This window comes from Ehrlichia chaffeensis str. Arkansas (assembly GCF_000013145.1).
GTDB lineage: Bacteria > Pseudomonadota > Alphaproteobacteria > Rickettsiales > Anaplasmataceae > Ehrlichia > Ehrlichia chaffeensis.
The window spans coordinates 373,265-396,728 of record NC_007799.1 but is presented as its reverse complement, the minus strand read 5'-3'; the positions used below and the strand labels follow the sequence as shown (position 1 = coordinate 396,728).

Annotated in this window: 21 protein-coding genes and 2 tRNA genes; 13 read left to right on the top strand and 10 right to left on the bottom strand. The window is 28.8% G+C overall.

Going from position 1 to position 23,464, the window contains the following annotated elements; translation table 11 throughout:
* Positions 1–20: 20 nt before the first annotated feature.
* Both ECH_RS01655 and ECH_RS01650 read right to left on the bottom strand, forming a co-directional pair.
* A tRNA-Gly gene (locus tag ECH_RS01655) sits at positions 21–91 on the bottom strand.
* Between the two features lie 11 nt (positions 92–102).
* Positions 103–185 (bottom strand) — tRNA-Tyr (locus ECH_RS01650).
* Positions 186–344: 159 nt separating this feature from the next.
* Here ECH_RS01650 and rlmB point away from each other — a divergent pair.
* From rlmB to hemH, 10 genes are all read left to right on the top strand, one after another.
* Entirely contained in the window at positions 345–1,103 is a 759-nt protein-coding gene (gene rlmB, locus ECH_RS01645) for a 23S rRNA (guanosine(2251)-2'-O)-methyltransferase RlmB (protein WP_011452574.1), read from the top strand.
* Entirely contained in the window at positions 1,084–1,725 is a 642-nt protein-coding gene (gene cmk / locus ECH_RS01640) for a (d)CMP kinase (protein WP_006011252.1), read from the top strand. The genes rlmB and cmk overlap by 20 nt, the downstream gene beginning before the upstream one ends.
* A 65-nt stretch (positions 1,726–1,790) precedes the next feature.
* Complete coding sequence (locus tag ECH_RS01635) at positions 1,791–3,494, top strand: 30S ribosomal protein S1 (protein ID WP_011452573.1); 1,704 nt, start codon at positions 1,791–1,793, stop codon at positions 3,492–3,494.
* A gap of 13 nt (positions 3,495–3,507) precedes the next feature.
* Positions 3,508–4,374 (top strand): signal peptide peptidase SppA, encoded by an 867-nt coding sequence (gene sppA, locus ECH_RS01630; protein WP_006011248.1) that lies wholly within the window; start codon positions 3,508–3,510, stop codon positions 4,372–4,374.
* Positions 4,375–4,379: 5 nt separating this feature from the next.
* Positions 4,380–4,643 carry an HU family DNA-binding protein gene (locus tag ECH_RS01625; RefSeq protein WP_006011256.1) on the top strand — a complete coding sequence of 88 codons (264 nt, stop codon included), beginning with the start codon at positions 4,380–4,382 and terminating at the stop codon, positions 4,641–4,643.
* Between the two features lie 44 nt (positions 4,644–4,687).
* Complete coding sequence (locus tag ECH_RS01620; RefSeq protein WP_011452572.1) at positions 4,688–4,966, top strand: DUF4164 domain-containing protein; 279 nt, start codon at positions 4,688–4,690, stop codon at positions 4,964–4,966.
* Positions 4,967–5,332: a cell division protein ZapA gene (locus ECH_RS01615; protein WP_006011247.1), complete on the top strand. Its 366-nt coding sequence runs from the start codon at positions 4,967–4,969 to the stop codon at positions 5,330–5,332.
* A gap of 214 nt (positions 5,333–5,546) precedes the next feature.
* Entirely contained in the window at positions 5,547–5,900 is a 354-nt protein-coding gene (locus tag ECH_RS01610) for a hypothetical protein (protein ID WP_011452571.1), read from the top strand.
* Between the two features lie 2 nt (positions 5,901–5,902).
* Positions 5,903–6,580, top strand: coding sequence for a hypothetical protein (locus tag ECH_RS04830; protein ID WP_143485401.1), 678 nt, complete (start codon positions 5,903–5,905; stop codon positions 6,578–6,580).
* A 65-nt stretch (positions 6,581–6,645) separates the two neighbouring features.
* A complete protein-coding gene (gene hemH, locus ECH_RS01595) occupies positions 6,646–7,677 on the top strand; it encodes a ferrochelatase (RefSeq protein WP_011452569.1) in 1,032 nt (343 codons plus the stop codon).
* Positions 7,678–8,588: 911 nt separating this feature from the next.
* Here hemH and zapE read toward each other — a convergent pair.
* The 5 genes from zapE to ECH_RS01570 all read right to left on the bottom strand — a co-directional run bounded on the left by zapE (position 8,589) and on the right by ECH_RS01570 (position 13,378).
* A complete protein-coding gene (gene zapE, locus ECH_RS01590) occupies positions 8,589–9,644 on the bottom strand; it encodes a cell division protein ZapE (protein WP_011452566.1) in 1,056 nt (351 codons plus the stop codon).
* Between the two features lie 555 nt (positions 9,645–10,199).
* Positions 10,200–10,538 carry a hypothetical protein gene (locus tag ECH_RS01585; protein ID WP_006011471.1) on the bottom strand — a complete coding sequence of 113 codons (339 nt, stop codon included), beginning with the start codon at positions 10,536–10,538 and terminating at the stop codon, positions 10,200–10,202.
* 426 nt (positions 10,539–10,964) lie between these two features.
* Positions 10,965–11,822, bottom strand: coding sequence for an SPFH domain-containing protein (locus ECH_RS01580; protein WP_011452565.1), 858 nt, complete (start codon positions 11,820–11,822; stop codon positions 10,965–10,967).
* A 249-nt stretch (positions 11,823–12,071) separates the two neighbouring features.
* A complete protein-coding gene (locus ECH_RS01575; protein ID WP_006009970.1) occupies positions 12,072–12,494 on the bottom strand; it encodes an ankyrin repeat domain-containing protein in 423 nt (140 codons plus the stop codon).
* A gap of 26 nt (positions 12,495–12,520) precedes the next feature.
* The gene (locus ECH_RS01570; protein ID WP_226988430.1) at positions 12,521–13,378 is read right to left on the bottom strand and encodes a hypothetical protein; all 858 of its coding nucleotides are present in this window, start codon (positions 13,376–13,378) and stop codon (positions 12,521–12,523) included.
* Positions 13,379–13,506: 128 nt separating this feature from the next.
* Here ECH_RS01570 and ECH_RS01565 point away from each other — a divergent pair, with 128 nt between their 5' ends.
* Entirely contained in the window at positions 13,507–16,089 is a 2,583-nt protein-coding gene (locus tag ECH_RS01565) for a UvrD-helicase domain-containing protein (RefSeq protein ID WP_011452563.1), read from the top strand.
* A 424-nt stretch (positions 16,090–16,513) separates the two neighbouring features.
* Here the strand turns inward: ECH_RS01565 and ECH_RS01560 are convergent, their stop codons facing one another.
* Positions 16,514–17,488 carry a quinone oxidoreductase family protein gene (locus ECH_RS01560; protein ID WP_006009974.1) on the bottom strand — a complete coding sequence of 325 codons (975 nt, stop codon included), beginning with the start codon at positions 17,486–17,488 and terminating at the stop codon, positions 16,514–16,516.
* A gap of 940 nt (positions 17,489–18,428) precedes the next feature.
* Positions 18,429–20,171: a type I secretion system permease/ATPase gene (locus ECH_RS01555; protein WP_044148162.1), complete on the bottom strand. Its 1,743-nt coding sequence runs from the start codon at positions 20,169–20,171 to the stop codon at positions 18,429–18,431.
* A 188-nt stretch (positions 20,172–20,359) separates the two neighbouring features.
* Here ECH_RS01555 and ECH_RS05010 point away from each other — a divergent pair, with 188 nt between their 5' ends.
* Together ECH_RS05010 and folP are read left to right on the top strand one after the other, a co-directional pair.
* Complete coding sequence (locus ECH_RS05010; protein WP_011452560.1) at positions 20,360–20,551, top strand: hypothetical protein; 192 nt, start codon at positions 20,360–20,362, stop codon at positions 20,549–20,551.
* Positions 20,552–20,556: 5 nt separating this feature from the next.
* On the top strand, positions 20,557–21,399 hold the full coding sequence (gene folP / locus ECH_RS01550; RefSeq protein ID WP_006009976.1) for a dihydropteroate synthase: 843 nt from the start codon (positions 20,557–20,559) through the stop codon (positions 21,397–21,399).
* A gap of 492 nt (positions 21,400–21,891) precedes the next feature.
* Here the strand turns inward: folP and ECH_RS01545 are convergent, their stop codons facing one another.
* A complete protein-coding gene (locus ECH_RS01545) occupies positions 21,892–22,947 on the bottom strand; it encodes a hypothetical protein (protein WP_011452558.1) in 1,056 nt (351 codons plus the stop codon).
* Between the last annotated feature and the right edge of the window lie 517 nt (positions 22,948–23,464).

The window sequence follows — 23,464 nt, the reverse complement described above, 5'->3', positions numbered from 1 at the left end:
AAACCATTTCAAAAATAAAGAGCGGATAGTGGGAATCGAACCCACGTAGCCAGCTTGGAAGGCTGGGACTCTACCATTGAGCTATACCCGCATAATCTCCCGTGGAGGAGGTAGGATTTGAACCTACGTACACGCTAGTGGGCAGATTTACAGTCTGCTGCCTTTGACCGCTCGGCCACTCCTCCTAAAAACACTAACGCTAACCTAACATCCTTGTATTAATTAACACAAAAAAACAAAAAATGATACCAAAAAAATTTAGATTAGAATTGATTTAACTAAATTAAAGATTACAATATGTCAATACCTAATTAAAAAAAGTCAAAATTAATAGTCACATTTTTATGGACAAAAACAAGATATGGATTTACGGTAAACACCCATGTACCGCTGCTTTACAGAATAAAAATAGAAAATGTCATGAACTTCTGGTAACAGAAAATTTTATGAAAAATAATAATGAAATATCCAAAATTTTAAGATTATGCAAACAAAAGAATATAAACTTAAAACAAGTTAATCCTAATTATATCAATTCAGTATTACCACATAACAGCAATCATCAGGGTATTGCTTTAAAAGCCTCAGTTATTGATTCAACAACAGTAGAAGAGGTATTAAATACATCCAAAGAAAGTTCAACAATAATACTTTTAGATCAAGTTACAGATATTCATAACGTAGGATCCATTATTAGATCAGCTGTGTGTTTCAATGTGGATGCAATTATATTACCTTACCACAATTCACCATCTGAAAACTGTGGTATGTCAAAAACTTCAAGTGGCGCTGTCGATATGATTCCCATTGTATATGTGATCAACATCGTCAACACAATAAAGTTACTCAAAAAAGCAGGATATTGGTGCTATGGATTTGATGCAAAAGAAGGAGAATTTCTACACAAAACAAAATTGGACAGCAAAAAACTAATTATCTTTGGATCAGAAGATAAAGGGATGCGTAAACTAACAAAAGAAAATTGCGACTTTTTACTAAAAATTGCAATATCAAAAAAAATTGATAGCTTAAACGTATCAAACGCAGCAGCTGTAGCACTATATTCCATTTTTATACAAAATTATGACCAAGCATTGCAATAATTTCGTTATAACAATTGATGGTCCTTCTGCTTCAGGAAAAGGAAGTTTAGCAAAAAAATTAGCAAATTTTCTTAACTTTCAGTATTTAGATACAGGAAAATTATACAGGATAATAGCTACAATATTTGGAACATCAGCACAAAACCATCTAAAAATTGACAATAAATTAGAGGACAAAATATTATCACTGCTCTTAGAAGATAATAATACTATATACAATAATGAAGACATAGGCAAAACTGCTTCAATTTTAGCAAGATATCAACACATTAGACTTGCATTATTACCTATACAGCGCAAACTTATCCATCTAGCAGAACCAGGTATAATCCTAGATGGCAGAGATACATCTTCTACAGTATTTCCTGAAGCAGACCTTAAAATTTTTATTACAGCACAAGCATCTATTAGAGCACAGCGAAGGTTTAAAGAAATGTTATATCACAAGAAAGAAATGTATAAAAAAATACACAAACAAATACTAGAAAGGGATATTAGAGATACCTATAGAAAATTTTCTCCTTTGGTAAAAGTAAAAGATGCCCTATACATTAACACTTCATACATGAATAAAGAACAGGTACTTTTATACATTAAAGAAAAAATAAAAACCTACTTGTAAAGTATGGTAAATAATAATAATATGATTTTTACCGCTTTTGCTAATTTTAAAATAGGCTATATTTTATGGAAGACCTTCAAACAAAAACAAATTTAGGATCAGAAAATTATTTACATAATATAAAGAAAATAAAATCCAACAAGTTTATTAGCCATAATCTTGAAGTAGAAGATTCCGATAATGATAGTAGCTCAGAGTTTCAGCATGCGTTAAAAGAATTTATTGATGACAGTGTCAAAGAAGGACAAATAATAGAGGGCACTATTATATGCATAGATAAGGGGTATGTAACAATAGACTCAGGATTAAAATCCGAAAGTATTGTTTCACTTAAAGAATTTGAGCTTGGTGATGATTATCAGAATATTAGTATAGGATCAAAAGTAAAGCTATACTTAGAGAAAATCGAAGGTCGTAATGGTAGTGTAGTATTAAGTAGAGAAAAAGCTATCAGAGATGAACTATGGCAGAAACTTGAAGAAGCTGCAGAAAAAAAAGAAGATGTTGAAGGAGTAATATTTAGCTCAATTAAATGTGGGTACACTGTAGACATAAAAGGTGTTGTGGCATTTTTACCAGCAAGCCATGTAGCTCTAAGACAAGTTAAAGACATCACTCCCCTATTAGGTAAAAAGCAAAAGTTCCGTATATTAAAGATGGATAAAAAGCAAGGTAATATTGTAGTCTCAAGAAAAGCTATATTAGAAGAATCACTTGCAGATGCTAAAAGTTTATATCTCAGCCAATTAAATGAAGGAGATATTATTGAAGGTAAAGTTAAAAGCATAACTAAATATGGTGTATTCATAGAAATACATGAATCTCCTTCAGTAGGTGTAGTTGACGGGCTATTGCATATAACTGATATATCATGGAGCCGTGTAAGTCATCCTTCAGCTGTTTTCTCATGTGGCCAAACTGTCAAAACAAAAATTATAAAAATTGACCGTGAAAATAAGAAAATTTCTCTTGGTGTAAAGCAATTAGAGGAAAGTCCATGGTCAAATATTGAGAAAAAATATCCTGTTGATAGTATCCATAAAGGTATTGTCACAAGCATTGAGGAATATGGGGTCTTTGTTGAATTAGAAACAGGGATAGAGGGGTTAGTACACGTATCCGAAGTAAGCTGGACAAAAAATTCTCTTCCTATAAACCAGTTATTTATGAGAGGTGAAGAAATTCAAGTTAAGGTATTAAGCATAGACACAGCTAAAAGTCGCATGAGTCTTAGTATGAAAAGGTGTCAAGATAACCCATGGCAGGCGTTTACACTAAAGTATCCTTTAGGTTCTATTGTATCAACAAAGATAAAAAATATTACAAATCTTGGTATATTTGTTTCATTTCAGGATAACACACTCAATGATGGCATTGAAGGGTTAATTCGTACTACAGAGTTAAGTTGGTCCTTATCACCAGAAGCAGCAATAAAAAAATATAACGTTGGAGATTCTGTAGAAGCAAAAATACTCATGATAAATCCAAATAAAAGCAAGATAGATCTTGGAGTAAAACAACTAGAGTATGACCCTTTTCTTGATTTATTAAAGAAAATTAACTTAGGAGATAAAATACCAGTTACAGTTACCAAAGTTGTTGAAGATACTGGTATATTAGTTGATGTATTCAATGGATCAAATAGTTTCAACTTACTAATTGAACAAGAATACCTACCTGATAATAAAAAATTCTTCCCAGGAGATAGGTTAGAAGCTGAAGTATTGCTTATTGAAACTTATAATATGATACTATCATTAAAGCACTGAATAGGTTTATCTCATGTCTGATCAATTACTAAAAATAGAAGTATTAAATTCTAAAGTAAAGTTATGGCGGGTTTTTGCATTTTTTATGATATTCGTATTGTTAATGTTAGTTAACTATATTGACATATCAAAGATTAGTAGTTTTTTAGACAATGAATATATTGCTAAAGTGAATATTGAAGGAAAAATTGAAACAAACGAAGAAATGGATGCATTACTGAAAAAGATTGCCGAAGACAATCATGTTACAGGGTTGATATTAAATATTAACAGTCCAGGAGGTTCAGTTACAGGCAGTGAAATTTTATATCAAAATATACGTAATGTTTCAAAAAATAAGCCAGTAGTCGCACTGTTAAATGATTTTGCTGCATCAGGTGGATACATGACTGCAATCGCTGCAGATTATATAATAGCGCGTCATACCACTATTACTGGATCAATTGGTGTGTTAATGCAATACATTGGTATTAACCCTTTAGCAGAAAAAATGGGTATCTCTTTAAAATCAATAAAATCCTCAAATCTAAAAGCAGAAACATCTCCTTTTGAAGAGTTAACAGAAGAAAAAGAAGAATCTATACGTCGTATTATTAAAAACTCATATGATTACTTTGTTGATATAGTAGCAGACCGCAGAAAAATGGAAAAGGACCAGGTATTAAAGATAGCAAATGGCAGTATATATACAGGGTCTGAAGCATTATCTATAGGGTTAGTTGATCAGATCGGTGGACAAGATGAAGCAATGAATTGGTTCCACTCACAAAATATTAGCACACAGAAAGTCAAAGTATTATCAAAAAAAAAACACAAATCTATAATTGAAAATGTAAGTTCATTTATATCTCAGGTTGTTCATTATTATATTAATAAATAAATATCATGTTAAAATCACATTTAATTCAGCACATATCAAAAAAAAATCCTTCTCTTAGTGAAGAGATAGTATCTAAGATATTAAATATATTCTTTTCATTAATTGTAGATTATTTAAAGAATGATTGTAGGGTAGAATTAAGAGGTTTTGGATCATTTACAGTAAGGAGTTATAATATAAAAACTGCTAATGCAAGGTTAGCAAAAAGTAAGTATAAGAAAGTATACTTTAGAGCTAGTAGTAAATTTATTAAGATTATAAATCAATAAGTTATAACCAAACTAAATATAGACTTATTAGAATGTGGTTTATTATGAATCAAATAAATAACAATTCAGAATTCCAACAGAATTTAGACAAAGCATTTGACAGATTAGAGTCTTTATTAATACAAAAACTAAACAATAAAAATAATATATCCCAATATAAAGCAACTATAGAATTACTTACTGAAGAAAAAAATAAGTTAGATCAACAACTTACAAACAAAACAAATGAATGTAACAGTTGGAAAGAAATATGTCATGAAACTATTCATCGTTTAAATTCTACAATAGAAAATATCAAAGCTATTTTAAAAAGGAGCAAGTAAGTGAATAACTCTAACCCACAAGTTATTGAAATTACTGTCAGAAATAACACATACAGAGTAGCATGTAATAAAACAGAAGAACCACACTTACGCAATTTAGTAGATAAATTCAATGCATTAGTTAACTCAATATCAAGTGCAGAAAAAGGCAAAGGGTCTGATGCTTTAATATTTTTACTAGCAGGATTAACACTAGAAGATGAGAAACACGAACTGAAGACTCAATTAAAAAAAACAAAAGATGAAATGTTAACGTATAAAAAATACTTTGATGATTATTTAAAAATAAAAAACGAAGTAAGTAATATATTATCACATACATTATTAAGAATAGAAAAATTAATTCATAATTTAGAAAAATCTTAGGATATGTACTATTACTTCATTTATCATTTTTTAAATATAGCAATTTAGTTCTTTAGGTATTAATACAATCTTATTATCACTACATACTCCAAATAGCATTGGGGGTTCATGTATGCTATTAATGATAGAAAATACAGGATAACAAATATATTAATATACTACTACAATAAATAAAGTATAATATAATAGTATTTTATCAACAGGAAACATTACCGTGCATACAGCAAAATTAAACTTTTCAAATTTTCATATTAAATTAAAAAACTCATTATTTTGTGGATTAAAGGGATGGACAACTTTTAATCTGGCAGCCATTAGTCTATTGGAAATGTCACTTTATGAGATGCATTATAGTAAACACATGACAAATTTCCAAAGAACAGTGGTTACAGATAATAAAGAGAATGCAAAACATCAAATAAGAAAGCACTTAATCCCATTTTTTGAAGCCATGCTTGTAATGCCTACATTATTTCTCGCAACACATTATTTTGGAAATAAAATATTTCCAACACTAAACCCATTACAAATGCACCTGATATGCTTAGCTGCATGTATTATCTTATGATAATGATTTGTCTAACTTTAAGAATACTAAGTATAAGAAAAGATTGTTGTGGTCCGATAAAACATCCAATATATAGAAACCCTAATTTACATAACAATGATTTTATTAACTTTAAACGACCTGGGTCTATCAATAAGCTTGAAGGAAGTTTTGTAGAATCTACTAACATTGCAGCATGTACTATAAAAACTATCCTTTTTTCTATGCTAATGACTCCTTTAATAGGAATAAAAGCAGCTGCAGAATTCATTCTTTGCATCATAGAAATATTAGAACTCCCATTTAGTTTCTTACTTGATTTATGCATTCTCCTGTATAACACACTAACACATTCTCAAATGGAAAAAAAGTTTTCACATTCTAAAGCAAATCTTGAGAACATAGCTAGTTTATTATATGCAGGAAGTAGAGATTTAATCGTAACATGTAGTTTTGGGATATTAAACGCTAAAATAATAAAACAGGAAGATGGTACTTCAAAATCCCCTATTTCATACCTTGACGAGCTATTGACAATAACATCTAAACAACCTAGATGTAGATCTGTATCAACACTTTTAAGAAGATCAAGTGACAGCTCTGAACATGAAGGATTACTAGAAACAACAAATGAGAGTAGTGTAAACCTTTTTGTAGAACAGCCTGTATCTCAAAGTACATCTTCTTCACAACATAAATAATATAAAGCTATACTGTTCTTTCTTCTTGATAATTAGCATTACATGTGTTATTTTGTTAGCTCATAATGAACAAACAATACGTGTCAAAAAAAGTAGCAGTAGTATTATTTAATTTAGGTGGTCCTCAGTCACTATGTGAAGTAAGGCCGTTCCTATTCAATTTGTTTTATGATAAAAATATTATAAACATATCAAATCCTCTAAGGTTTATATTGGCAACATTACTTTCATTCTTCAGAAAGAGAAAAGCAATAGAAATATATAAACATCTTAATGGACAGTCACCAATATTAAGCGAAACAAAAATACAAGCTTCATCTCTTGAACACATATTAAATAATCACAATGAAAACCAATACAAAGTTTTTATATTCATGCGACATTCAAAACCTTCAGCTAAAAGCACAATAAAATCTGTATGTCAGTATCGTCCAGACAAAATAATTCTAATACCTTTATATCCACATTACTCAACAACCACCACACTATCAGCTATCCAACACTGGAACTATCACATGAAAAAAAGTAGATTTCACTGCCCTACTTCAACGATTTGTTGCTATTATAATAATGAAAATTATATAAAAGCACACTGCCAGTTAATTATAGAAAAATACCGGGAAGCACAAAATTATGGATCACCAAGAATATTATTTTCAGCACATAGTTTACCACTGAGTATAGTACAACGAGGTGACCCATACCAACATCAAATAGAACAAACCGTATTATTAATTACCAAGTCTTTAAATATATCATCATTAGATTATAAAATATGTTATCAAAGCAAAGTTGGCAACATAAAATGGTTAGAACCCAGTACAATATCAGCAATTAATCAAGCAAAACAAGATGATGTACCTATAGTATTAGTTCCTATATCGTTTGTATCAGAAAATTCTGAAACTCTAGTAGAATTAGATATAGAGTGCAAGAAAATCATATCAAAAGAAAATATGTTCTTCAGAGTACCTACATTAAGCAACAATGAATATTACATCAAGTGCTTACAGGAAATGTGCACACAAGCACATCACAAAAATACATGCCCTGTGCAATGTAAAATGTGTTTTGAAACTTTACATTATTCCTCGTAAGCAAAGTTATAAACAAATACTAAAAAGCAATATCAAAAGATAACAGTAGTTACCATCACAATTAGATTCTTACAAGAAATATGCACACAAACCATCACAAAACATATACTCTGTTCAATGTAAAATGTGTTTTGAAGCTTTACATTACTCCTTGTAAGCAAGTTATAAACAAATACTAAAAAGTAATATCAAAAGATAACAGTAGTTACCATCATAATCAGATTCTTAAAAGAAATGTACACACAAGCACATCAAAAAATATATGCCCTTTTCAATGTAAAATGTGTTTTGAAGCTTTACATTACTCCTTGTAAGCAAGTTATAAACAAATACTAAAAAGTAATATCAAAAGATAACAGTAGTTACCATCATAATCAGATTCTTAAAAGAAATGTACACACAAGCACATCAAAAAATATATGCCCTTTTCAATGTAAAATGTGTTTTGAAGCTTTACATTACTCCTTGTAAGCAAGTTATAAACAAATACTAAAAAGTAATATCAAAAGATAACAGTAGTTACCATCATAATCAGATTCTTAAAAGAAATGTACACACAAGCACATCAAAAAATATATGCTCTGTTCAATGTAAAATGTGTTTTGAAGCTTTACATTACTCCTTGTAAGCAAGTTATAAACAAATACCAAAGTAATACAAAAGATAACAGCAGTAACCATCATAATTAGATGCTTAAAAGAGACTATATACAAGGACATAACAAAATCCATGTCCTATTTTCATTAAAATATATTTTTAAATTTTAATTACTCCTGTTAGCAAAAACTATATAATAAATCACCAGGACATTTAAACAACATAATAAAAATGATCTTATTTATCAATCTACATAAATGCTTACTAAACAATGCTAAGTATTTCTAACAATAAAAAACATAATTTATAACAACTTAAATATTATAGTAAGATGGTGACCGCATTTCCATTAAACGCGAAATAGTACGTTGAAAATCCACAGGTACCTCTTGCAAGTAATATAACAACTTAGGCTCTACAGCAAGAGAACAAAAAATTTTAACTTTGTTTTCATATAATTCATCTATTAAAATAGTAAATCTACGCATCTCATTTTGATTATAATGATTAAACACAGGAATATTTGCAATAAATATTACTGAAAAATTACGTACTATTTCCTGATAATCTGATACCCATAATGCTTTTCCACATAACTCATCAAAATCAAACCATGCAACATTATCAAAAGTTTTATTCACTTTAATATTTCTCCTACAAACATGTAATGTTACAGGTTCTACCCTCCTACCATTTGCCATTTCAAAAAACAATTGAGATAACTTTATATAAGAATCATCTCCTATAAAATATATATCACTTATCCCTAAATCCTTAATAGCCCGATAGTCTTGTTTACCAGATAAATGTACAACACACATTCTCTCAATTATTAATGATATTGTAGATTCAAAAGATTGCCTTTGAATACCATCCTGATACAGATCTACAGGAGCATAATTTGAAGTCATCATAACAATAACTTTCTGATCAAAAATAATAGAAAATAATCGACCCAATATCATAGCATCACAAATATCATATACCTGTATTTCATCTAGACATAATAAATCTACACCATGAACCATTGTTTTAGCAACTTTATGCAGTGGATCTTTGACACGAGATGATTTAAACTCATGTAATAAAGTATGCACTGTCTTCATAAACTGATTGAAATGTTGTCGTTTCTTCCTTTCTATTTTACAAGCATTATAATATATATCTGTAATCATAGACTTCCCTCTGCCTACTTCTCCATATATGTATACCCCAACCTTCTGTAGTCTCTTTTTTATAGGCAAAAAGCAACAAATTTTCTCAACAGATAAATATGGTGTTAATTCGTTTAATAGCTTAACTTGCTGCTCATCATAAGTGATTTTACCACTATCCACCATAGAATAATAGTGATCAAAAATTTCTTTCATTTTTTTCATTATTCATAAAACATTAGCACACTTTTTAAGAAAATTTATATAAAAAACCACATTTATTACTTTCAATACTTCATTCTATATTTAGAATAAAATAAAATCTCAACTTGCAGATTATTTAACAGCAAAATTAAAAGTTATACAAGTTGAGATTTCCATGTACGATATAACATAATAATCATTAACTTAGCACGTTGACAAAAATAAACTCTTTTTTAGAGTAAACTTAACCAATAGAATGATAAAAAGCAATATATACTATTACTAGTACTTACATAAATTACAAATCTTAACTTTCAGATTATTCAACAGCAAAATTAAAAGTTATACAAGTTGAGATTTCCATATATGATATAACATAGTAATCATTAACTTAGAACTTTGAAAAAATAAACCCTTTTTTATCATAAACTTAATCAATAAAATGGTAAAAAACCAATATATAACAAATATTAATTACTATCACTAATACTCATATAAATTAAAAATCTCAACTTGCAGATTATTTAACAGCAAAATTAAAAGTTATACAGTTGAGATTTAGTTTATCTAACCTCTAATTTTATCCTCATTTAAAATTTTATTATCTGAGATAATTCTCTTTGCTTTATTTCGGACACTTAAAGGATTATATCCCGCAAAATGACAAACAGTTATAAAATCTCTCGAAAAGTCATTAAGCCAATTAGTAGCTTTTATTTTCTCAAGCTTATTTTCCATCCTTCTATAATTAGATGTCGAATCAATTATTGCTTGAAGTATAACTGCTTTCCACATTGACTGATAAGATATATGTTCCTCTAACACTCCATTACTACATACATAATCTGCACAATCCACATCACATGTATCATAATATTCATAAAAATTTAATGTATCATAATTCATAATTAACCTATCTTGTTAAAATATTTTTATTCAAAACTTAGGAGAAATAAAAAGCAAGAGTTGGATAAATCATTTACATGTGTTATTTCTATGAAATATCTTTTATATATCTAAACACTATTCTAATACACTGAGATTAGTCACAGATTCTAAAGTAACTATTTTGAAACACAAAATTAAGTACTCATATGAAGAAAAATCTTATTAATAAAATTATTAGTAATACATATACTACTTAAATTTTCTGCATAATAAATAACAGGACTCTTGCATTACAAATTATATAACATATACGCTTTAAAGCTGATCACATTTTTAGCAACATTACAAAAAATGATATAGTATTTATGTAAACTTGTTCAGGATTATAAACTATTTAAAATGCATTACACACATTGAGTCTTATTGAAAATATACTAATACATATTATTCTATATTAATAGTAGGTTGAGTTCCTTGCTCTGAGATTAAAGATACTAAAAGGTTATTCACAAGTTTAACTTTTTGCTCATCAGAAAGATTAATTTGATATTGCAATTCAAAATGCTTTAATATCTCGTCTACCATAATGATTGCATTTCTTACTATATATCCTCTAGCATTAGTAATAGCTTTTGCTTGCTGCCTTCTTAACATAATTTGAGCTATCTCAGAAGAGTAAGCTAAATGTGATATTCGTGCATCCTCTACAATAACACCTACCAAATCTAATCTATTCTGTAACATATCACGTAACTTAGACGAGATCTTTGTCGAATTATTACGTAAAGATTCACTATTATCTTCAGCATCATATGGATAGCTACCAGCTAATTCCCTAACCGCAGCTTCATTTTGAATATTAATAAACTCTTGATAATCACTCACATTAAGACAAGCTTTTGCAGGACTCACAACTCGCCACACAACTACTGCAGCTATCTCTATTGGATTACCATTAAAATCATTTACTTTGATCTTACTTGTATTAACATTTCTCACCTTTAATGAAATTGACCTCATGCGAACAAAGGGAATAGTCCAAAAAAAACCTGACTTAAATATAGTCCCAATATAATTTCCAAAAAATTCAACAACTTTTGCTTCATTAGGATTATTCACAAAAAATCCACTTGGAATAATAAATGTACAAATTAACGACACTAGAGACATTGGTAACACAATAAAAAAATTTCCATAGTATATACCAGACAACAACAACAAAATAAAAACAATACACCAAAATATCATTGAAAATCCATTAATGTGCACTAATTTCTTATCACAAAATTCTTTACTATTCACAATACGCCTCCCATAAGCATTGAATATTGCTTTCAATAATCCAGTAAATATTGATGATACATAAAAACATCAACATAGTACACTTATGTATATCAAATTAACTAAGTAAAATTAATGACGTTAAACTAGCACATCATCAAATTGAATTATAAAATTCCAAAAACTGTTAAACATTATAAAAAACCTACATAATTAAGATCGAAACATACAGCATATATTAATGTCTGTAACAACTTATGTAGAAAACTTTTACTGCGCAACAAGTATAGCATGAGCTATGTCCATACTACCATTTTCTATAGATATACTTAAAGGAGTTTCATTATTATAATTTGCAACATTTGAATTAGCACCTATTGATAATAGGAACCTCACTATATCCAATTTTTTTTGTTTTACAGCATAAGTTAATAAATTATCTCCAACATCTAAAGTCCGTACTTCATATAGTATAGTTGATAAACTTACACCTAATTCTTGCAATTTATTAATTAAAGATCTCAATCCAGAAACATCACTTTGCATTATACAGTAAAAAATTTGTATGTAATAATCCTCAACAGTATATATTTTTGGAAGATGTTCATTCATTTCATCATATTTCGATCTTTCAATCTCTTCTATAACATTTCTTGTAAACGGCCATTTGTATGAAACATTACTTTTTTCCACTTTATTTTGTACTTGAAATGCATCTTTTAATACTTCAGGAGTTTTTTTTTACCATCAGTTTCATTTGTAGCATTCTTATCTGGAGCTTTTAACTGCTGATCTTTTGCATTACCAGACTTGAGTAAAGTCTTATCATCTACTTCTTGATTTTGGTCAGCAACATCTTGACCATACTGAGGTACATCATATTCCTCTAGGAATACATTTTTACCTTCATCGAGACTTTCATCATCAAGCAGTTCATCACCATCTACCTGACCATAATCATCTTCCTCATACAAAATATCATCATAATCCTCTTCTTCCTCATCCGGATCATATTGTTCATTGTCATCATACTGCTCATCTTCATCCGAGAATTCTTCCTCATAAGAATCCTCTATATCTTCCATTCTAGCAGTATAAATAGCACCATCTACGTTTTCCTGAATATCAATTATCTCATCTTCATAATAAATATCATCTAGATCATATTGTTCATCATCATCCAAGAATTCTTCCTCATAAGAATCCTCTATATCTTCCATTCTAGCAGTATAAATAGCACCATCTACGTTTTCCTGAATATCAATTATCTCATCTTCATAATAAATATCATCTAGATCATATTGTTCATCATCATCCAAGAATTCTTCCTCATAAGAATCCTCTATATCTTCCATTCTAGCAGTATAAATGGCATCATCTACGTTTTCCTGAATATCAATTATTTCATCTTCATAATAAATATCATCTAAATCATATTCCCCATCTTCATCATATTGTTCACCATTATCTGAAGATTCATCTTCATCAACATCTCCTATCCCAGCAGTATAAACATTACCATCAGCACGTAAACTACGAGCAAATCCAACTGTTGCATTGATAAAACTTATTATCATCACAAATAGAAACAACCTTTTCATCAAAGACTCTCTTAACTAATAAAATCTTTTACAACAATAATTACTGTTATTAATATAATTTTTTATTAACATTAAAAATAGAAATATTGTGGATTATACATCAAATGAACAACATTGCAACTAATCCTTTTTACTCGTTTATATGGATATCTGCATCAGCTGGAACAGGCAAAACAAAAATATTAGTCAACAGGGTCCTAAGATTATTAGTTACAGGCCATAAAAATATACTTTGCTTGACATTTACAAATACAGCAGCACATGAAATGACAGAGAGAATACATTCTATCATAAGCACTTGGGCAATATTAAAAAATGAAGAATTAAAAAAAGCATTAAAAGACATTATTCCAACTAATATAACTCCAAAAGAATACAAAAGAGCAAGGGAATTATTCAACAATTTACAAAATGTATCACTTTCAATAAAAACCATACATAGCTTTTGTTATCAATTAATATCTACTTTTCCCATAGAAACAGGAATTGCTCCTGACTGTAGTATTAAAGATTTCTCAGAATCCTTTACAAAAATTTTTCATAAATTATTACATGATCCAACAACAAAACATCATTTATCAGCTATTTCACATGAAATAACAGAAGCTACAATCTATGATTTATTATACAAGTTATTAAATAAACAGCATTACAACTTCAATCAAAATTCAATATATAAAAAACTCAACATTAATAATATTAATAATACAGAAACATACCAATTATTCCCCACTGATAACAACACACTGAATCATTTAACGAAAATTCTAAGTGAAGGAAGTATAAGGGATAAAAAAATTAGTGAGAACTTAGTTAAGTGGAGCAATTTATCACAAAAATATAAACTACAAAAATTAAATAAGTACGTAAAAATATTTATCAATTTACCATCCCTAGAAAAAAAATCTATATCATCAATAATTACAAAAAAAACGTTAACTAATTCTCCTGAAATAGAGAAAATTGTTTCAGATATACAAGAAGAAATACTAAACTTTATAAAAACCTTTCATACTAATAAAATAGCAGAACGCACTATCCATCTTATTGAAATTGCAAAATGCTTTACTAAGCTATACCAACAAGATAAACAAAAACTAAACTATTTAGATCATAATGACATTATAGACCTAGCGTTAAACTTACTAAAAAATCCAACATATAAAGATTGGATATTATTTCACTTAGACAGTAAAATAGATCATATACTCATTGACGAATCACAAGATAATAGTATAAAACAATGGAGTATTATTTTACAACTATGTCATGAATTCTTTTCTGGTATAGGTACGACAGAAGAACTAAGAACTCTATTCATCGTAGGAGACATAAAACAGTCAATATATGGTTTTCAAAATGCAAGACCTGATTACTTTAATCCTATGTGTCATTACTTTACACAACAAAGTACACAATATAAACATAAAGTATTACATCTCACACAATCATTTAGATCAACACCACCCATTTTAAAATTAGTAGATAAAGTATTTAATAATTTTTGCCAAGAAATATCTTTTAGTACAACAAAAATAGAGCATGAAATCTTTCGAAAAAACGATCCAGGATACGTAGAAATATGGCCCATAATTGATATTAAAAATAATAAAAACTTTTCATTGGATTTCGAAAATCGTACTGATTTAGATACCAACCTATTGCTTGCATCAACCATTGCTAATAAAATTCATTCATGGATAATTAATAAAAGAATTCTATTAGCAAAAAATCGTCCTATAACAGCAGGTGATTTTTTAATATTAGTTAGACATAGAACTTGTTTTATAGATCACGTTATAACTTCACTAAAAAAACTCGATATTCCAACATTGGAAAGAGATAAGTTTAAAATAATGGATTACACAATAATACAAGATCTTGTAAATTTAGGAGAATTCCTACTATTACCAGAAAATGACTTAGCATTAACAGGTTTATTAAAATCACCAATTTTTGAATTCAATGAAAAACAAATTTTTGATTTAGCATACAACAGAAATAACACATATTTATGGGAAGAATTACAATCAAAATTCAGTACTATATCAAATTACCTAAAACAACTGATTAGCGTATCACAACTCCATAGTCCTTTAAATCTGTATCACCATATTATATCAGAGCACAAGCACAAATTCACAAAGCGGTTAGGTCAATCAAACACTAAAATCATAGGAGAGTTCATTAATCTATTAATACAATGCGAATCCCACAATATCAATTCATTACAAGCATTTATACACTGGATAAAAAATACTAACCCAGAAATAAAAAGTGATATCAATCTTACAAAAGATTATGTAAAAATCATGACAGTACATAACGCAAAAGGCATGCAATCTCCTATAGTATTCCTATCAGATACAACCACCATTCCAAAAAGTGATACCCAATTAGTATTTGATGAGGAGTATACTCCATTTTGGATACGCAATGATATCAATGATTTCTGTGAAAATCTAAAATCTCAACAAAAGACTAATGAATACAATGAATATTTAAGATTGCTTTATGTAGCCATGACTAGAGCAGAAGATGAATTATATATTACTGGAATCTCACCAATACAAAATAAATCTTGGTATAGTATAATTCGCAATACAGATTATACATGTAAGAAAAAATTTATTGATTTACAACCAATGATACAAGAAAAGGCAGAAGTTTTATATCTTGATGAATAATCCCATTATTTTATGGTAAATACCATTATAATTTTCATCATTACCAATATAAATTGATGTAACAATGCATATTAATTTTAATATACACTAAAACAAGTTTAAATTTTTTACTATTTCTATAATCATATGCTATTACAAACCCAGTACAAACTATGTATTGTCCAAGTACAAAAAACATCAATTTTTAAAGAGATAACGTAAGTAATAATGTTTTAGTATACACATTATCAGTAATATTTCCACACAACACACATTAAAACCAACTTTTTATAGGAAAAAACACCCATTTCTTGACCGTATTGTTTCCCTATATAATCCTCAGCTAGAAAGTAGCAAATTACATATTCACTGAATTAATCACGCACTATAACTTTTCTTATCATAGTAAAAAGGTAAAATATCTTTTTGCTCACTTATAAAACATCTACAGTTCAATAATATTTGAACCAGTAAGTTTTCTATTTTCCAAATCCTGATGTGCAGTTACTATATCACCAAACTTATAAATCTTATTTATCCCAACTTTTATATAATTTCTTCTTATCACTTCAAAAAGCTCCATAGCTGTCATCGCCAAATCAAAACTAGAACGTTTATAGTGGAACACCAAAGGAGAGGTAAAAAACAATGATCTGGAACTTAGCATAGAAGCACTAACATTTGAAATAGGTCCTGATATCTGGCCATAAGAAACATAAATACCAAACATACAAAGAGATTCAAAAGATACTTTACTAGCTAAATCACCTATACAGTCATAAACTACATTAACTCCAGAACCGTGAGTAATTTCCATGATCTGCTCAACAAAATTTTTACTATTATTATTTACTACATATGAACATCCAGCACGCAAGGCAATATTAGCCCTATCATCAGAACTAATTACACCTATAACTTTACATCCTTTATAACTAGCCCACTGACATAATATTTGGCCTACACCACCTGTTGCTCCATGCACTAAAGCAAAAGTATTAGGACGTATAGCATAAACTAAGTGTGTAAGATAATGCGCTGTCATACCTTTAAATAATACCGCAGCTGCTACTTGATCAGTAATATCATCAGGTATTCTAACTAAATATTTTTGTTTAATAAGTCTTTTTTCAGAATAAGCCCCTCCAGATACAGTACAATAACCTACTCTATCACCAATATTAAACACTTCAACATCTTTACCCAATCTCTCTATAACACCTACTGCCTCAACTCCTAAAACAGCAGGAAGTTTTTTATTTTTACGCATACCATTACGGCACTCAAGATCGTAGCGATTTAAGCCAATAGCTGTATGTTTTATCAATACCTCATCATCTTTAGGTTCACCAATATTATGATTAACATATTTTAAAACTTCAGCACTACCAGTTTTATCAATAATAATAACTTTTACCATAACATCACATAATTAAATAGAACGTAATTACATTTAGAATACTTATCAAACAGCTAAATGATATCTTTTTAATTTAAGACATCAATATTAATTAATAACAAACAGCATTATACTTTAGTACATATATTGTAAAATTAGCATAATAATAAAAATATCATCAAAACCACCACAAATTTTTTAAACGTAACAACACAATCTCTTATCTTGACAACTAACTTTAACTAAAATCCAACAAACTACCATGATAAATCAAGATCACATAATTAAAATAATTACAGCAGTCAATATTTCAAAGTTTCTCTTACTGTTAAGTATATAACATGCATTTTTCCTATTTACTATGTAAGAAAAGTTATAGTGTGTGATTAATTCAGTGAATATGTAATTTGCTACTTTCTAGCTGAGGATTATATAGGGAAACAATACGGTCAAGAAATGGGTGTTTTTTCCTATAAAAAGTTGGTTTTAATGTGTGTTGTGTGGAAATATTACTGATAATGTGTATACTAAAACATTATTACTTACGTTATCTCTTTAAAAATTGATGTTTTTTGTACTTGGACAATACATAGTTTGTACTGGGTTTGTAATAGCATATGATTATAGAAATAGTAAAAAATTTAAACTTGTTTTAGTGTATATTAAAATTAATATGCATTGTTACATCAATTTATATTGGTAATGATGAAAATTATAATGGTATTTACCATAAAATAATGGGATTATTCATCAAGATATAAAACTTCTGCCTTTTCTTGTATTATTGGTTGTAAATCAATAAATTTTTTCTTACATGTATAATCTGTACTGCGAATTATACTATACTAAGATTTATTTTGTATTGGTGAGATTCCAGTAATATATAATTCATCTTCCTTGAAAACTTATTTATAAATACTATATCCTCTATAAATCAGAACAATATATAGGTACTTATATACTATGTATTTTCTGACTCTACTAACGGCTTGGTCTGCTGTTTAGGCTGAGAATTTGATGGAGTATAATTAGGAACAACTTTACTTAAAATTTCATCTCTAGCACCAACACCACTAACCATACCATCAGCCATCACTATAACCTTATCAACAGCATTAAGTAACTGTATTTTATGAGTCATAATAAAAGTAGTAATACCATTCTTTCTTGCATAAAGTAATGCATTAATCAAATTTGCCTCTGATTTTCCATCCAAATTAGCATTCGGTTCATCGAGAACTAAAAGCTTTACATTACCATAAAATGCCCTTGCCAACCCTAGCATTTGTTTTTGTCCTCCAGATAATACTACTCCATTAGAACCAATAACTGTATCATACCCATTTGGTAAGCTAAGTATTAACTCATGTACACCAGCAATTTTAGCAGCTTTTACAACTTCATTAGGATCAGGATCTGGCATCATCCTTGCAATATTAACTTTTACCGAAGCATTAAACAACTCAACATCTTGTGGAAGGTAACCAATATAACGTCCAAAATCTTCTCTATTCCACGTATAAACATCTGCACCATCAAGTCTAACAACACCTGATATCGGTTTCCATACTCCTACCAATAACTTTGCTATTGTGGACTTCCCAGACGCACTATGCCCTATAACACCAACGATATCCCCAACCTCCATTGAAAAAGATACACCCTTAATAGTCGGTTTATTGCTACCATAAGGAGTAAAGAAGACACGATCAAATACAACCCTTCCAGAAGGAGCTGGTAAAGACATGCTCTGTTCTCTCTTCGGAGAAGCTAAAAGTAATATCTGCAATCTTTTATAAGATATGCGAGCTGATATTAACATTTTCCAAGTATTAATCAATGCTTCAAATGGAGCTAATGCTCTTCCCATTAAGATTGATGAAGCAATAATACCCCCAGCAGTTTTATGACCAAGAATTGCAAGAAATCCTCCAATACCTATAACTGATATTTGTAATATTGATCTAATAAATTTAGTAATCCCAGAAATTAAATTTGAACGATTTTGTGCTTTTATTTGCATCTCTCTATTTCTATCATTCCTATCTGCCCAATCATCCACAATATAGTTAACCATTCCCATCGCTTCAACTACTTCAGCATTACGAGTTGCAACATCTATTGAGTGAATATTACGTACCCCTTCCTCACTCGCTTCTTGCAATATCTTTTTTGTTGCTAATTCATTCCAAATAGCCATACCAGTTAATAACACTATTCCTACCACAGCAATATAACCTGTCACACTGTGTATCATAAAAATAGTAACTAGATATAACACCGCCCATGGAGTATCAAACAGTGAAAATATACCAAATCCAGTAATAAAGTTTTTAACAACAGCTAAATCACGAAGTACTTCCCCACTTGAAGTAGATGACTTCACCGAAGTTAAGCTAATAGATTTCATAATAAGATCAGGGGTAACAACCTTATCTATCCAATCACCAACTTTAGCCATAACTAAAGATCTACAAATTTCCAATATAGAAGAACAAGCAAAAGCACCAACAGTAATAACACTTAACATAATTAAGGTAGAAACACTACCACTTGAAAGTACTCTATCTAATACCTGAGAAGTATATAGTGGTAAAAACAACATAAGCAAATTAATAGCAGAACTAAACCAGAAAATAAACCAAAAGACACTTTTACACTTTTCTAAACTTGTGTACAAAACACTCTGTTTCAGTTCCTTCATTGTTTGAAAGTTAAAATTTACTCCTTCCACATATCCCTCTAAATAATTAATATATTATACACATATTACAATACGTTCATCTAAGCAAACAATACAGATATTTAATAAATTTTCACATAAATAATTTTTTACTGAGATAAAGTTATACTATTATGATATAATGCAGTGTATTTTTATATTGTGTAAAAATGTTTAGTAATACAACATCGTTAATAGTAATTTCAGTTTTCGTGTCATTAACACTAATATCTTTGATATCTGGAGTAGTGTTAATGGCGATAAGTAATGAATTCTACATTAAACATAGAAATAAAATAATGATAATTAGAGTACTATTGCAATTTATATCATTAATACTCATAGCATTATTTTTCAGATAGATCTCATGAAATTCAATACGAAACTAGTTGGCATATTAAATTATACTCCTGACTCATTTTCAGATGGCGGGCAATTTTTCAGTATAGATAAAGCATTACAACAAGTTAAGCACTTAATCAACGGTGGAGCAGATATAATAGATGTAGGAGGAGAATCAACAAGGCCTACATACCTATATACACAACATGGGAACAATACAATATCTCAAACAGAAGAATGGGATAGATTAAAGTATATACTGCCTAAAATAATAGAAATAGCTCATAATCATAATGTTCAAGTCAGCATAGACACTAGATATGCAAAAACTGCTGAAAAAGCTATAGAATTAAATGTAGATTATGTAAACGATGTAAGTACATTATCAGACAAGAACATGCTTCAGGTGCTACAAAATAGTTCTGTAAATGTTGTAATTACCCATAGTCTAGGTATACCATTAATTAAAAACAATACTATTCCAAAAAACCTTGATCCAATTAATGAAATTATTATATGGGCAAAGAAGTACATTGATAAACTAACAAATGCAGGAATTGATAAAAACAGAATCATTATTGATCCAGGTATAGGATTTAGTAAAACCGCCAATCAAACATTTTATATATTAAACAATATCGATAGATTAAAAGTTTTAAATCAAAAAATATATGTTGGACACTCACGAAAATTCTTTCTTACTTCATACACATCAAATGATCCAACACGTGACAATGCTACACTAGCAATATCAATCTTTCTATTTCAACAAGGTATAGACTTTATTAGGGTACATAACACTCACTTACATAGCGAAGCATTCAACTTACTTAGAAAAATGCATCAAACACACCTAAATAATATTTAAATTTAAAAATTCTATAATTAAGCTTTCTATTTGATAATACAATAAATCTACTGATAATATATGCTATATTGATAACACATTTATTTAAGAATATAGATTTAAGAACACATAATGTTCAATACATAATAAAATCATTTAGAATTAAACAAAGAAGTAAAAAGACATACATGATTCTTTATAGACAACAGAAATTTCCATAATAAGTTAAGTAAAATAACATCAAAAGTAGACTTATAAAAACCTACACAACGATTGCTTGCAGTAATAGAAAAAAAGCACTCTGATATTTTATAAACATATCGACAAGCAATTGATACAGAGCACATTGTTAACTGGTTGATATTATATAATCAGAGAAATATAAAATGAAAGACATACAGACATATAACTTGTTGTTATAATAAAATAAATCATCAAACTTAATAATCATGTTACAATATAAATTGCATTTTTATCAGCTATATCTAATACAAATGACATACAAATAAAAAACTATAAATCTACACTTTCTTCAACAATATTAATACCACTGACATCTATATCCGTTAATAAGGTATCATGATTTTGACTCAGTTGTTTCTTTCCAATACAAATCAACGTAAGAGCAGTAACGGCTAAGAGCATATTAACAACACATATGCCAATAAACCACCAATCATTTTGTGTCTTAAATTCAGACAGCAACATAAATAATAACCCAAATCCATTAAATAGAGCTTGTGCTATAAACAAAGCTATTCCTAAACATATGAATGAATTGCCCTTAACATTACCCCGAGTATAACCAGGTGAAAAACAAGGTAAGTACCTTGCTTGCTCATTAGTATACTCTTTGCCAATAGACTGAGAACATTTATAAAGCATAATATGCTGCATTAATTCTATGTAATTATCTTTAGTTATACTAATTACATTAGTGTTTTGATGTGGAAAGAATCTCATTTCAACAAGAAATTGTACTAACTTAAGATCCAAAATTTCAAATATAAGAGCAAAACTGCATAAATCTATAACTTGTTTCAAAATCTGAGGATCTAAATCTAGATCAAAACAAAGCTTATCAAATCTCCCCATATTCATAGGAAGAAATCTATTCTTATTAATAAAATCCACTACATGCTTACACTTATATGCACTACGTTTTAAGGTTGCATTCCCTACAACCTTAGGAAGAATATCACTTTCTTTAAGAGCATAAGACTTACACCTTACTATTTGATCCAATAAAAGACTAACAGCTACTTTATACTCCTCCATTTTTTCTGCAGACAAGTGTTGTTTTTGATAAGAAATATCAATCTCAAACACCTTCATGAGAACTTTTTTTATTAGATCCTCCATTTCAGCAAATTGGCTATCACTAATTACATGTCCTTTAGCTTCTTTCCCTCTATATATCTTTAATTTCTTTTCTACAGTTCTTAAACTTTTAATACATTTATGTAATACATGTTTTACTGCATCATTTCGCTGATATATATCAAAATATTTACAAACTATTTCCACAGCACTATCGATCAGATTTTCAACCCCAAACTTTATTATCATAGCCATCTTACTTACCTATTTATTATTAAATTAGTATAGTATAATAATTTTTATACTATACAACTAAGAGTTGTAAAAATAACATTTTCTATAAATGTCATAAACATATAAAGTTTACTAATTCTTAATTATTTGTAATAATTTTTTAATATATTTAATTTAGTATTTAATATTGTATTAATAATATGAGAACTTAAAATATTACACTAGTCATATTCTGAAAAAATACAGTAATAATCAGGAAGTTATAAAATGACAATATTACTTTTAACACAAAGGATGCTAAAAAACATATTATATTAAATTCATACCTACCGTACAAAACATTCACATACTAAGCATAGCTTTTCAATATATTCTATTCATTTATAACATTAGCTATACTTTCCTCATAAAAAGAGATAAACATAACACCAATTTACAATCATAGTACTTCTCATCCTAATCAAGAATTTACTACTTTCAATAATACATTTCATATCAACAGTATACCAAGAACATACTCAGTACAGCAGGT